This window comes from Brevundimonas sp. KH_058 (assembly GCF_057838505.1).
The window spans coordinates 1,328,739-1,341,059 of sequence record NZ_CM174469.1 but is presented as its reverse complement, the minus strand read 5'-3'; the positions used below and the strand labels follow the sequence as shown (position 1 = coordinate 1,341,059).

12 protein-coding genes are annotated in these 12,321 nt (G+C 66.2%); 4 read left to right on the top strand and 8 right to left on the bottom strand.

Features of this window, described 5'->3' with window-relative positions; translation table 11 throughout:
- Positions 1 to 8 precede the first annotated feature (8 nt).
- Entirely contained in the window at positions 9 to 1,532 is a 1,524-nt protein-coding gene (glpK, locus tag AC3ISA_RS06375; RefSeq protein WP_372691741.1) for a glycerol kinase GlpK, read from the bottom strand.
- 63 nt (positions 1,533 to 1,595) lie between these two features.
- On the opposite strand from glpK, the gene AC3ISA_RS06370 reads away from it, so the two are divergent.
- The 3 genes from AC3ISA_RS06370 (at position 1,596) to AC3ISA_RS06360 (ending at position 4,515) form a co-directional block, all read left to right on the top strand.
- Positions 1,596 to 2,576, top strand: coding sequence for a threonine ammonia-lyase (locus tag AC3ISA_RS06370; RefSeq protein WP_489179781.1), 981 nt, complete (start codon positions 1,596 to 1,598; stop codon positions 2,574 to 2,576).
- A 62-nt stretch (positions 2,577 to 2,638) separates the two neighbouring features.
- Entirely contained in the window at positions 2,639 to 3,094 is a 456-nt protein-coding gene (locus AC3ISA_RS06365) for a MaoC family dehydratase (RefSeq protein ID WP_372691576.1), read from the top strand.
- 263 nt (positions 3,095 to 3,357) lie between these two features.
- On the top strand, positions 3,358 to 4,515 hold the full coding sequence (locus AC3ISA_RS06360; RefSeq protein WP_372691739.1) for an outer membrane beta-barrel protein: 1,158 nt from the start codon (positions 3,358 to 3,360) through the stop codon (positions 4,513 to 4,515).
- Positions 4,516 to 4,653: 138 nt separating this feature from the next.
- Here AC3ISA_RS06360 and AC3ISA_RS06355 read toward each other — a convergent pair whose 3' ends face one another.
- Together AC3ISA_RS06355 and AC3ISA_RS06350 are read right to left on the bottom strand one after the other, a co-directional pair.
- The gene (locus AC3ISA_RS06355) at positions 4,654 to 4,827 is read right to left on the bottom strand and encodes a hypothetical protein (RefSeq protein WP_372691575.1); all 174 of its coding nucleotides are present in this window, start codon (positions 4,825 to 4,827) and stop codon (positions 4,654 to 4,656) included.
- 138 nt (positions 4,828 to 4,965) lie between these two features.
- Positions 4,966 to 5,640: a YiaD family glycine zipper/OmpA-like lipoprotein gene (locus AC3ISA_RS06350; protein WP_372691574.1), complete on the bottom strand. Its 675-nt coding sequence runs from the start codon at positions 5,638 to 5,640 to the stop codon at positions 4,966 to 4,968.
- 223 nt (positions 5,641 to 5,863) lie between these two features.
- On the opposite strand from AC3ISA_RS06350, the gene AC3ISA_RS06345 reads away from it, so the two are divergent.
- Complete coding sequence (locus tag AC3ISA_RS06345; RefSeq protein WP_372691738.1) at positions 5,864 to 6,775, top strand: isopenicillin N synthase family dioxygenase; 912 nt, start codon at positions 5,864 to 5,866, stop codon at positions 6,773 to 6,775.
- A 4-nt stretch (positions 6,776 to 6,779) separates the two neighbouring features.
- On the opposite strand, the gene AC3ISA_RS06340 is transcribed toward AC3ISA_RS06345, so the two are convergent.
- The 5 genes from AC3ISA_RS06340 to AC3ISA_RS06320 all read right to left on the bottom strand — a co-directional run bounded on the left by AC3ISA_RS06340 (position 6,780) and on the right by AC3ISA_RS06320 (position 12,189).
- The gene (locus tag AC3ISA_RS06340) at positions 6,780 to 8,720 is read right to left on the bottom strand and encodes a ubiquitin-activating E1 FCCH domain-containing protein (protein ID WP_372691573.1); all 1,941 of its coding nucleotides are present in this window, start codon (positions 8,718 to 8,720) and stop codon (positions 6,780 to 6,782) included.
- Between the two features lie 100 nt (positions 8,721 to 8,820).
- Positions 8,821 to 9,516, bottom strand: coding sequence for a monofunctional biosynthetic peptidoglycan transglycosylase (gene mtgA, locus AC3ISA_RS06335; protein WP_372691571.1), 696 nt, complete (start codon positions 9,514 to 9,516; stop codon positions 8,821 to 8,823).
- Positions 9,516 to 10,481, bottom strand: a complete 966-nt coding sequence (locus tag AC3ISA_RS06330) for a WD40 repeat domain-containing protein (RefSeq protein ID WP_372691570.1) — start codon at positions 10,479 to 10,481, stop codon at positions 9,516 to 9,518. The genes mtgA and AC3ISA_RS06330 overlap by 1 nt, the downstream gene beginning before the upstream one ends.
- A 240-nt stretch (positions 10,482 to 10,721) precedes the next feature.
- Positions 10,722 to 11,660 (bottom strand): pirin family protein, encoded by a 939-nt coding sequence (locus tag AC3ISA_RS06325; protein ID WP_372691569.1) that lies wholly within the window; start codon positions 11,658 to 11,660, stop codon positions 10,722 to 10,724.
- A gap of 40 nt (positions 11,661 to 11,700) precedes the next feature.
- Positions 11,701 to 12,189: an Lrp/AsnC family transcriptional regulator gene (locus AC3ISA_RS06320; RefSeq protein ID WP_135194232.1), complete on the bottom strand. Its 489-nt coding sequence runs from the start codon at positions 12,187 to 12,189 to the stop codon at positions 11,701 to 11,703.
- Positions 12,190 to 12,321: the final 132 nt, after the last annotated feature.

Here is a 12,321-nt window from a genome sequence, read left to right as displayed (position 1 = left end):
CCCGGATCTTAGGCCCGGTCCGGCGCGGCGATGATGGCGGCCTTCACCGCGCGGCGCCAGCCGGAAAGCAGACGCTCGCGCTCGTCAGTCTTCATGCGCGGTTTCCAGCAGGCGGGCGCCTCCGCCGGGCGCGCCTCCAGATCGGGCAGCAGGTCGACGCCCAATGCCGCCAGGCGCGCCGCGCCCAGAGCCGTCATCTCCTGAAACGCCGGCCGCTCGACCTCGACCTCGCAGATGTCTGCGACGAACTGCATGGCGAAACTGTTGGCGGTGACGCCGCCGTCCACCTTCAGCATCTTCAGCGGGGGGGCGCCGTCCTGGGCCAGGGCGTCCAGCAGGTCTCGCGTCTGATAGGCCAGGGCCTCCAGCGCCGCGCGAACGAAATGAGCCGGGCCGGAATCCCGCGTCAGCCCGACGACGGTTCCCCGCGCCTCCGGCTCCCACCACGGCGCACCCAGGCCGGTGAAGCCCGGCACCATATAGACCCCGCCGTTGTCGGGCAGTTCCTGCGCCATCGCCTCCGACTGACGCGACTCGGAGATCAGCTTGACCCCGTCCCTCAGCCACTGGATCGCCGACCCGGCCGAGAAGATCGACCCCTCCAGCGCATAGGCGGTCTCGCCGTCGGCCTGATAGCCCAGCGTGCCCAGCAGCCGCCGGGTCGAGGCCACGGGCTTGGCCCCGACATTGGCGACCAGGAAGGCGCCGGTCCCATAGGTGATCTTGGCGTCGCCGGCCTTCAACGCGCCATGGCCGACCAGGGCCGCCTGCTGGTCGCCCGCCGATCCGGCGATAGGCAGGGGGCGGCCGAACAGCGCCGGATCGGTCTCGCCGATCACGCCCGCACAGGGGACGATGTCGGGCAGAGCTTCGCGCGGCACGTAGAACAGGGCGCACAGGTCGTCGCGCCATTCGACCGTCTTCAGATCCATCAGGGCCGTGCGCGACGCATTGGTCGCATCGGTGGCGTGGACCCGGCCGCCGGTCAGTTTCCAGATCAGCCAGGCGTCGATCGTGCCCAGCTTGACCTCGCCCTTGGCCGCGCGCTCGCGCGATCCCGGCACGGCGTCCAGCAGCCAGGCGAATTTCGTCGCCGAGAAATAAGGGTCGAGGATCAGGCCGGTCGCGGCCTGGACCATGGGCTCATGTCCTTCGGTGGTCAGGCGGGCGGTGACGTCGGCCGTGCGCCGGTCCTGCCAGACGATGGCGCGATGCAAAGGCTCGCCCGTCGCGGCGTCCCAGATCACCGCCGTCTCGCGCTGGTTGGTGATGCCGATGGCGGCGAAACGGGCGACCCCGCCGGCCTTTCGCACCACTTCGCGGCAGGTCTGAAGGGTCGCGGTCCAGATCTCGGCAGCATCGTGTTCGACCCAGCCGGACTTGGGGAAATGCTGGGCCAGTTCGATCTGGCTGACGGCGACGGGGCGCAAATCCCCCATTCTTTCGCCTACCGCGCTTCGCGCTGCTTGAGGCGCGATCTCGAAGGCGATGGCGCGGGTCGAGGTCGTGCCCTGGTCGATGGCGAGGATCAGGCTCAAGACGTTTCTCCCTTGGACGCCTTACGCGGCGCTCGGACCTTGGGCTAAGGGGAGCATATGACGACGCGTCTGCCCAGCTATGAAGGCGTCCTCGACGCCGCCCGCCAGATCGACGGCGTCGCTGTCCGCACGCCGCTGCTCGAAAGCCCCGCCCTGAACGCCGTGGTCGGCGGACGGGTACTGATGAAGGCCGAAAACCTCCAGCGCGCCGGGGCTTTCAAGTTTCGCGGCGCCTACAACCGCATCAGCCGGCTGAGCGCCGAGGAGAAGGCGCGCGGGGTGGTCGCCTTCTCGTCCGGCAACCATGCGCAGGGGGTAGCCGCCGCCGCTGCCCTCGTCGGGATGCCGGCCATCATCGTCATGCCGTCGGATTCCCCCAAGGTTAAGGTCGAGGGGGTGATCGATTTCGGCGGAGAAGTGCGTTTCTACGACCGCTGGACCGAGAGCCGCGAGGCCATCGGCGCGGGCATCGCCGCCGAGCGCGGATCGATACTGGTTCCGCCCTTCGACGATCCCTTCGTAATCGAAGGACAAGGAACGACGGCGCTGGAAATGCTGGATCAGGCCGATGCGCCGTTCGATCAGTTGCTGTGCGGCGCCTCCGGCGGCGGGCTGATGGCGGGGATCAATCTGGTGATGGCCGAGCGCAGTACTTCGACGAAGGTGTTCGTGGTGGAGCCGGAAGCGTTCGACGATACGGCGCGGTCGCTGGCGGCGGGCGCGCGGGTCGGGCATCCGCAAGGCGCGCCGTCGATCTGCGATGCGCTTATGTCGCCGATGCCGGGGGTGCTGACCTGGCCGATCAATCAACGGCTGGCCGGCGCGATCACAGTGTCTGACGCAGAGGTCGCGGAGGCGATGCGGTTCGCCTTCCGTCATTTGAAACTGGTGATCGAGCCCGGTGGCGCGGTGTCCCTGGCGGCTCTTTTGGCCGGAAAGATCGGGACGGAAGGGTTGACGACGGCGATCATCCTGTCGGGCGGCAATGTCGATCCGACGCTGTACGCCGACATCATCGAAGGTCGGTTCGGCGGCTGAGGGTCTTTCCTTCATGGCGCCGGTCGGCCAACCTCTTCTCAAAGCAAAAGAGAGAGGGCGCGATGACCAAGGCCAGTGAACTTCAGGGACTGATCGGCCAGGAGGTCGGGGTGTCGAAATGGTTCGACGTCACCCAGGCCCGGATCGACGCCTTCGCCGACTGCACCGAGGATCACCAGTTCATCCATGTCGATCCCGAGGCGGCCAGGGTGACGCCGTTCGGCGGAACCATAGCGCATGGTTTTCTGACACTGAGTCTGGCGTCCGCCATGAGCTACGACGCGGTCGCGCCGTTGGATGGTGTGACGATGGGTGTCAACTACGGCTTCGACAAGCTGAGGTTCCTGGCTCCGGTTCCGGCAGGGGCACGCATTCGTGGCCGGTTCAAGCTATTGGCCGCAGAGGACAAGGGCGGCGGCAGGTGGGTGTTGAAGCACGAGCTGACTGTGGAAATCGAGAGCGCCGACAAGCCTGCCTTGATCGCAGAGTGGCTAGGCATGCAGGTCGTGCAGGAATGAGCGGGCAAACTATGATGTAGCGCCGCCCACCCGGATGAGTTGGCTGTCACGCGTTTTGAGATTGTGACGTTCGCTGGTCCAGAAGTTAACGAAACATCGACAAACTGACAAATTTACCTGTAGCATCAACGCCACGGTGAGCGCTGCACAGTTGATATCGGTCACGTTTCCGCCTCGACCTTCTACAGCAAGGCTGGTAAGACCGGCCTAGGCGGTAGACCCGCCCCTACTATAACAGAGGCGGAGGGCTACCCCCTATGCGTATGAAGACTTTCGTGCTGGCCTCCAGCGCAGCGGCCGCCCTGGCCCTGTCGGCTGGCGCTGCGTCGGCAGAACCGAATGGCTGGTACGGCGCGATCGACGCCGGTTACCACATGATCGACGACATCAACGCCGAGTCGTCGACGACCGGCGCGTCGTGGAACTATGAAGTGAACGACGGCTGGGCGGCGTTCGCCCGTCTCGGCTATCGCTTCAACCCCAACTGGCGCGTTGAACTCGAAGGCGGCTACCGCTCGGGCGACATCGGTCGCGTTCGTGCCGTTTCGGGCACGCAAGGCCTCTGCAATGTGACGCCGGCGACCGGCCCGTGCACCTCGCCTGAAGGTGATATCGAGTCCACCACCCTGATGGCGAACGTCATCTATGACCTCGGTTACGAAGCCTGGGGCATCCGTCCCTTCGTCGGCCTCGGCGCCGGTGTGAACTACGTCAAGACGGACACCAATGGTTTCCTGCGCGCCAACCGCGGCGCGACTTTCACGGCTGACGACGACTCGACCAAGTTCGCCGCTCAAGCGATCGCCGGTCTGGCCTGGGCGGTCACCGATCGCGCCAACATCGACCTGACCTACCGTTACTTGACGGGCGACGCCTCGTTCGCCTCGACCACGGTCGGCACGGGTCCGGGCGCGACGCAGTTCGGCGAATGGGATGGCGACTACGATCAGTCGCACACCGTGACCCTGGGTCTGCGCTACAGCTTCGGTGCGGAAGATGCGCCGCCGCCGCCGCCTCCCCCGCCTCCTCCGCCCCCCCCGCCGCCTCCGCCCCCGCCGCCGGCTCCGGTTGCACCGCCCGCACCGGTCGCTCGCCAGTTCGTGGTCTACTTCGACTGGGATCGCTCGGACCTGACGGCGGAAGCCCGTTCGGTGGTGACGCAGGCCGCCAACTACGCCAAGTCGGGTCGTCCGACGCGCGTCGTGATCGTCGGCTACACCGACACCTCGGGTTCGGCCGCCTATAACCTGGGTCTGTCCAACCGCCGTTCGCGCACCGTCGCGGACTCGCTGGTTGCTGCTGGCGTCAACGGCGGCGTCATCGCCCTCGACGGCAAAGGCGAAACCAACCTGGCCAAGCCGACCGCCGACGGTGTGCGTGAACCGCTCAACCGCCGCGCGACCATCGACATCAACTTCTAAGACCTCTGGGGGGATCGATCCGGACTTCTCTCCGGGTCGATCTTCGGATCTCGAAGTCGTCGAAAGACAGAACGCCGTTTCCGAAAGGAGGCGGCGTTTTTCTTTGCCGGAGAGATCGTCAGAACAAGGGGAGCAGGATCATTCGGCAGGTGCGTGCGAGACGACGGTTGCTTCCAGCCTGATGATCGGTTCGAAGCCGCGCAAGAGCGCCTGGCCGGCGCCGATGACGAGGGTCGCCGTCAAGACGGCGCTGATCACCGCGATGGCGGTCAGCTTCAGGCCTTGCCCGAACTCCCGATCCTCAGGCGTCACTGCGTCGTTCCCATGATCCGATGAGATCGAGAACCATGGTGTGCCAGTGCGCGCAAATCACGAAGCCTGTGATTGAACAAAGAAAGGGCGACGCCTTGCGACGCCGCCCTTCCCCAAGTCTTAAGATGAAGCCGTCGATCAGCCGGTGAACGGACGGATCAGGATTTCCACGCGGCGGTTCTGCGCCTTGCCCTCTGTCGTGGCGTTCGACGCAATCGGATTACGCGCGCTGTTCCCGGCGACATAAAGGCGCTGGGCGATGACGCCGCGACGCACCAGTTCGGACGCGACGCTGCCGGCCCGGCGTTCCGACAAGGGCTGGTTGATCGCATCGCCGCCCGAGGAATCGGTGTGACCGATCACGTCCACCGTCGATTGGTCATACTGCTGCAGCACGCGCGCCACGTCGTCGAGAACGGGCAGGAAGCGTGGATCGATCGAGGACTGGTTGGTGGCGAAGGTCACGTCCGACGGCATGCGCAGGACCAGGACGTCGCCCTGGCGCGCCACGCCGACGCCGGAGCCCGACAGTTCGGCCTCCATGGCGCGCTGCTGGCGGTCCATGTACTGGCCCACGGCCGCGCCGCCCAGGGCGCCGACGCCAGCGCCGATCAGGGCGTTCTTGCGGCCCTGCTCGCCGTTCGAGGTGTTGGTCAGATAGCCCAGAAGCGCGCCGCCCAGAGCGCCGGCGATGGCGCCGGTTCCGGTGTTGTTGCGAACGGGACCCGAGCGATAGGGGTCGGTCGTGGTGCAGGCGGCGGCGCCCAGCAGTGCGGCGATCGAGACGCTGGCGACGATGATCTTGGCGCGCATGGAATGGTCCTTTGGTTAATGAGTTCTGGCGCGGAAACGTATGCTTACTGTGAAGGTTCCAAGCTGTATGGCGCGTGAACGGCCTTGGCGACCCCGTTCGACGATGAACTGACAAGGGCGCGGATTAGGCGTATGGGAACCGCCGCACATTCCCAGATCGAGGACGTCCGTGAGCACGACCCTGAACGACAGCCCCGCCGGCCGCGCCATCACGCCCGTGTCGATGACCCAGTACGACGCCGACTTTCAGGCGTTCAGCGACGCCCTGGGCGCCTCCTTCTCACGATACGGCTTTGCGGTTGTCGCCGATCATGGGCTGGACGAGACGCGCATCACCGCCGCCATCGACGACGCCAAGGCCTTCTTCGCCCTGCCCGAGGACGTGAAGCGCCAGTATCACCAGCCGGGCACCGGCGGAGCGCGCGGCCTGACGCCGTTCGGGGTCGAGGCGGCCAAGGACGCCAAGACGGTCGACTTGAAGGAGTTCTGGCACGTCGGCCGCGAACTCCCCGAAGGGCATCCCTATCGCCGCTACATGCGCGACAACGTCTGGCCGACCGAGGTCGAAGGTTTCAAGCCGCATCTCTATGGCATGTTCGAGGATCTGGACGCCCTGGGCGCCAAGATCCTGCGCGCCATCGCCCGCTATCTGAAGCTGGGCGACGACTTCTTCGCTGACAAGGTCGAGATGGGCAACAGCGTCCTGCGCATGCTGCACTATCCGCCGGTGCCCGCCGATGCGCCGGGCGTCCGCGCCGGCGCCCATGAGGACATCAACGTCATCACCCTGCTGCTGGGCGCCGAGGAAGCCGGCCTGCAGCTGAAGGAGAAAGACGGCAGTTGGCTGGACATCGCGCCCCCGCCTGGCGCTCTGGTCGTCAACATCGGCGACATGCTGCAGCGACTGACCAACCACGTCCTGCCGTCGACGACCCATCGCGTGGTCAATCCTGCGCCCGAGCGTCGCGGTTTCGCCCGCTATTCGACGCCCTTCTTCCTGCACTTCAACCCGGACTTCCCCATCGAGACCCTGCCCAGCGCCATTACGCCGGACAATCCCGACCGCTATGCGGGCAAGACCATCTTGGCCGAGGACTATCTGACCGAGCGCCTGCGGGAAATCCGCCTGCTGTAGGCCGTCAGCGGGAAATCCGCAGCCGGGTGATGTCGCGGCCGATGGCCTGGAAGTTGTTGGACAGGTCCGCGCCCGACTGCGGCAGGAAGGCCTTGTCCTTGTCGGTGGCGCAGGTGCTCAGGATCGTCGCGGCCTCGCTGCCGGGGGTGATCGAGAACCCGACCGTATAGACGATGATGTCCTTGGCCTTCATGCTGGTGCAGAGCTGGGCCGCCTGGTCGAACGGGTCGCCGTTGGTCGCGTCGCAGGCGATCTTGTCGAAGAGATTGCCCGAGCCTGAACCAGCATCGCGAGCGATGACGCCGCCGCAATAAGGAGTGTTGAACTCGCCGTCCGTCATCAGGATCACGGCCTTCAGCACCTTGGTCGGCGCATAGGCGGCGGCCGGGTTCGAAGACCACAGGCTGTTGAACTGGTTCGAGACCGCATACCAGCCCCAGGCCAGACCGATCTGGCCGGATGTAGAGCCCGTGACGGACAGCCCGTTCACCAGGGTCGTCAGGGTGTCGATGTTGGACGTCAGAGGCTGGATCGTGGCCGCTGGGCATGGATTGCCCGCTGATCTGACAGGCGTCGTGCGTTGCGGGGCGGCATAGTTCCGGCCGACGTAGCTGGAACTGCTTGGCGCAGCATCGGTATAGGCCTGCGATCCTGTACGCTCGCTGACGCAAGTGGTGTTGTCGAATGCCGTCAGGCGATTGTATTGCGCATCCCGAAAGACCCGTTTGGCGCATCCGTCGCGGCCGCACTGGACGGTTCCGCCGTTGGTGTAGTCGGCATAGGTCGCGCCGGCGACAGGCAGGACGAAGGCGTCGTTGGATGTCTTCTCGAAGACTTCGTAGAGGCCTTCATTCGTCGTGTTCAGCGCCGTCATGCCGTTGACGCCGGCGATCTGGACGCCCTCGTCCTCGGACAGGCCGTGATTGCGCGAGGTGACGGTGACGAAACAGTCTTCGCGGGTGCATTTGCGGATCTGGCCGCCGGAGCTGTAGCTGCTGTAGCCGCTGTTCGTGTTCAGCGCATACCAGTTGCCACCGGATTGGTATTGCAGCGAGACCTTGTTGGCGTCGATGCGGACCACGCGGTAGGCGCGGTTGTTGATCTGGGTCATGCCGTTGACGCTGCTGATCCATACGTAGTCGTTGCTCGCCAGTCCGTGACCGTTTGCGGTGACGACGCCGGGCGAGGCGCGGGTGATGCCGCCGATCGACTTCGCCGCAGCCGCCGCCCAGGACGCGCCGGTTATATTAGTCGAGGCGACCGGTGCTCCACGTGCGCCGTCGGCCCAGGATCCCACATTGACCCCGATCGAATAGGGGACGATGGCCATGCGTGAATAGTAGGGGGTCTGTTTGGCGGGCGGCTGAACCACCAGCTTGACCAACTGGTTCGCCGCATTCTTCAGGTCGCCGATGCGGTTGTTGCTGGCCATCGAGCCGGTGATGTCGAGAACTAGCGAGACTTCGATGTCCTTGGAAGACCGATTGACCTCGGAATGGACGCTGACCGGCAGGGTGTCGTCCAAGATCTTGCCGTAGGGCGGAAGGAAGACGTTGGCGACCAGCGTCTTCACCTGAACCTGCATGTCGGCGACGATCAGCTGGTCCTTGGTCAGGACGATCTTGACCGCATCGTCGGCGAACGGCTCGACCGAGGCGTTTCGCAGATTGGCCCGCAAGGCCACCACAGCCACGGCCTGCAGGTCATCGGGATCAGTATAGGACGACCGCGCGGCGGCCAGGGCGGCGGCGTCCAGGGCGTCCTGAACGCGGGCCTTGACCGTGGTGATGCGGTTGATGTCGATGCCGCCCAGGGTGACCATCACCAAGGCCGGCATGACCAGGGCGAAGATCATCGCCACATTGCCCGCTCGGTTGGACGACAGGCGCGCCGCCAGATTGCGCAGGCCCTGAACCGCTTTGCCGATCCGTGTGAAAGCCTTCACGATGATCATCCCCGAGGGCGCAGATCGCCCGAATAGCGCTCAATGTGCCATCGGGCGGTTAAGGGAAGCCTCAAGGGGAAGGGTTAACCAGGCTTTGGCGTCAGCCCCGCCCGACGACGCAGGCGTTCAGCCCCTCGTTGCGCACCGTGCCCATCGCGGCCTGGATGCGAGACGCCCTTCGGCGGACATAGGGGCCGGGCGCGGCTGCTTCGTAGCGACGCGGAGCCGGCAGGATGGCGGCCAGGCGTGCGGCCTCGCGTGGGCTAAGATCACGAGCGTCCTTGCCGAACCAGTGGCGCGAGGCGGCCTGGGCGCCATAGACGCCAGGCGCCCATTCCACCACGTTCAGATAGACCTCCATGATCCGGCGCTTGGACCAGACCGCCTCGACCAGGACGGTGTAGCCCGCCTCCAGCCCCTTGCGGATCCAGTCGCGGCCCGGCCAAAGGAAGACGTTCTTGGCCGTCTGCTGGCTGATGGTCGATCCGCCCCGGATACGTCCGCCCTCCGCGTTGTGGTCCAGCGCCTTCTGGATGGCCTCCATGTCGAAGCCGTGGTGGCTGCAGAAACGGGCGTCCTCGGCGGCGATGGCGGCGTTCACAAGATTGGGCGAAATCTGGTTCAGGCCACGCCACTGGTAGTCCATGCCCTCGCCGCGAGCGAGTTGGCGCAGCATCAGTATGGTCGGCGGCGGCGGCGCGACGGCGACGATCAGCACCCCGGCGACCGGGATCAGGGCCAGGATCAGAAGGGCGGTCAGCACGACGCGACGCCAGCTCTTGCGACCCTTCGCCATCAGAGGATGGCGACGCCGGCGGCGCCGTCCTCGTCGGCCCAGGCGACCTTGTCGACGGCGGGGCTGAGCGACAGGGCGACGATGGCCGGCCCCTTCTCGGCCTTGACGAAGTTCAGCCCCTGGGCCGCCGGATGCGCCACCCAGACGCGGCCGTCGGTCAGGCCGGCGGCCAGCAGGCCCTGATCGGCGCGGGCCGAGACCAGATTGACCAGGGTCGTGTCGTCATAGCCGATCTCGGTCGCCTCACGCCCCATCGGCCCGTTCGAGCCGATGAAGGGCCACAGGACCGCGCCTTGCGCGCCCGAGGTCGCCATCAGCTGACCATTGGCCAGGAAGGCCATCGACCGCACCTTGCCCGGATAGCCGCCCATGCGCAGGTTCTTGGCGTCCTTGATGCGCCAGCCGTGCATCTGATTGTCCTGCATCGTCGTGACGACGAAGGCGCCGTCGGGCGAAAAGGCGACGCCGGTGTGCGATCCGGCCCAGGCCAGTTTGACCGGTTGTTGTTTCTCGATCCGCGCATACCACAGCGCCGCCCCGCCATAGGTCGAGGTCGCGATGCGTCGGCCCTTGGGCTCGAAGGCGACGCCCGAGACGGTGCGCTCGTGCTGGAAGTCGCGACGGAAGCCCACCTCGTTGGGATCGATCACCGACAGGGTGCGGCCGAAGGAAAAGGCGATCAGGCCCGAGGCCGGCGAGGCGTCGATGGCGTCGATCCACTGGTTCCTGGCCGTCGCCAGGACGACCGGATCCTCGTCGCGGCGGCTCCAGACGACCTTGCCGTCGTCGCCGCCGGTGACCACGCCGTCGCCGGACGGGTGGACGCAGGCGCACAGCACGGCGCCGTCGTGGGCCTCGACCCGCGTCCGGTCCTCGAACCGGATCGAGCCGTCGCCGAGGGCGAAGACGGCGCCGGAGTTGTCGAACAGGGCGGCGGTGACCTGGGCGTCGAAATCGAAGTTCATGGCGCAGGCGTTAGCGGGTTGCGGGAGCGGGGGCAAATAGAGTGGGGATCGCGCTGGTTTCTCCCTCCCCGTTCGGGGAGGGGCGTCGCGCAGCGACGGGGTGGGGGCGGCCCGGCAGGGACGCACTGGCCTTGAGACAAGAAAGGTCTGTGGGGCGTCGCCCTGCCGCCCCCACCCGGTCTCGCCTTCGGCTCGACCACCCTCCCCCGCAGGGGGAGGGAGAAAGTCAGTGCTTTGCCACTAGACCGGGTCGGTCGGCTTGGGCTCGACCGGCGCCGGGGCGGCCTGGGCCTTGGTCGGCTCGTCGGGCAGGGGGATGAACTCCAGGTCGTCGGCGTGGGGCAGACTCATCCGCCCGGCCTTCCAGTCGGCCTTGGCCTGATCGATCCGAGCCTGGCTGGAGGCGACGAAGTTCCACCAGATCAGCCGCTCGCCCACCGGCTCACCGCCCAGCACCATGACGGTCGACTGGACCAGGGCCTTGACGGTCGGTTCGGCCGTCGGCTCCAGCACGATCATCTGACCCTCGTGGAAGGTGCGGTCGCCGACCTCGATGGAACCCTTGGCCACGTAGAGGGCGCGTTCGCTCATGCCCCCGGCGCCCTTGCCGGACGGCGGGGCGGTGCGGACGCCGGGCTGAAGCTCCCAGTGGATGTAGAACAACGGCGACGACACCGGCACGGCGGCCTTGGCGCCATAGGCCTCGCCCGCCACCAGACGTGCGAACAGGCCGCCGTTCTCGTATGCGGGCTGGGCGTCCTCGCCCAGGTGATGGAAGGCCGGATCGGTCTCTTCGGCCTCGTCGGGCAGGGCGACCCAGGCCTGCATCCCGTGCATCGCCCCGCCGGTGCTCTTTCTCAGCGGATCGGTGCGTTCGGAATGGACGATGCCCTTGCCGGCCGTCATCCAGTTGACCTCGCCCGGCCGGATCGCCTGATCATAGCCGAGGTTGTCGTGGTGCATGATCTCGCCCTCGAACAGATAGGTCAGGGTCGACAGGCCGATATGCGGGTGCGGCCGCACGTCAATGGCCGTGGCTCCGGCTGCGAACTCGGCCGGCCCCATCTGGTCCAGGAAGATGAAGGGCCCGACCATCCGGCGCGAATGGAAGGGCAGGACGCGCCCGACCTCGAACCCGCCCAGGTCCTTGCGGCGCGCGTCGATCACGAGTTCGATCATGGTCTTGGTCCCTTTGGCGAACGTAGTCGCCTGAGACCTCTTATCCGACGTGAGGCGTGATGATGCCAAGAGGCAGGGCGGTCACATTCTTCACGCCGCGCGTGACGATGTGGCTTTCGCAGTCCGAGACGATGCCCAGGGCCAGCAGTTTCTCGCGCAGGAACAGGTCGAAGGCGTGCATGTCAGAGGTGATGATCCGCAGCACATAGTCCTCGCGCCCGGTGATGGTCGCGCACTGGACCACCTCCGGCCATTTGGCGACGGCGGCCTCGAACAGGTTCAGATTGTCGGCCGAGGGCAGCATCAGCTTGACGATGGCGTACACCTCGAAGTCCAGGCCCAGCAGCTGCGCGTTCAGCAGGGTGACCCGCTTGGTGATCAGGCCGGAATCTTCCAGCCGCTTGATTCGCCGCCAGCAGGGCGAGGCCGACAATCCGACGCGATCCGCGACCTCCGCGACCGACAGCCCGGCGTCTTGCTGCAGGATATCCAGGATGCGGGCGTCGATGGGGTCGAGTTCGTCGGCCAATGCGTTTCTCCGATGATGATTATCGCGAAATAAAATACCCGAGATCGGGATTTTGCAAGGTCAATTTGAGCGAGCACCTGCTTAGGGGCCGTGTTATCACACGTCCAGAGGAAACACGGACGGACCCCGAAT

What these genes read in the sequence shown, in the direction of transcription:
- AC3ISA_RS06370 (WP_489179781.1), top strand. Translation starts at nt 1,596, where the DNA reads ATGACGACGCGTCTGCCCAGCTATGAAGGCGTCCTCGACGCCGCCCGC.
- AC3ISA_RS06365 (WP_372691576.1), top strand. Translation starts at nt 2,639, where the DNA reads ATGACCAAGGCCAGTGAACTTCAGGGACTGATCGGCCAGGAGGTCGGG.
- AC3ISA_RS06360 (WP_372691739.1), top strand. Translation starts at nt 3,358, where the DNA reads ATGAAGACTTTCGTGCTGGCCTCCAGCGCAGCGGCCGCCCTGGCCCTG.
- AC3ISA_RS06350 (WP_372691574.1), bottom strand. Translation starts at nt 5,640, where the DNA reads ATGCGCGCCAAGATCATCGTCGCCAGCGTCTCGATCGCCGCACTGCTG.
- AC3ISA_RS06345 (WP_372691738.1), top strand. Translation starts at nt 5,864, where the DNA reads ATGACCCAGTACGACGCCGACTTTCAGGCGTTCAGCGACGCCCTGGGC.
- mtgA (WP_372691571.1), bottom strand. Translation starts at nt 9,516, where the DNA reads ATGGCGAAGGGTCGCAAGAGCTGGCGTCGCGTCGTGCTGACCGCCCTT.
- AC3ISA_RS06330 (WP_372691570.1), bottom strand. Translation starts at nt 10,481, where the DNA reads ATGAACTTCGATTTCGACGCCCAGGTCACCGCCGCCCTGTTCGACAAC.
- AC3ISA_RS06325 (WP_372691569.1), bottom strand. Translation starts at nt 11,660, where the DNA reads ATGATCGAACTCGTGATCGACGCGCGCCGCAAGGACCTGGGCGGGTTC.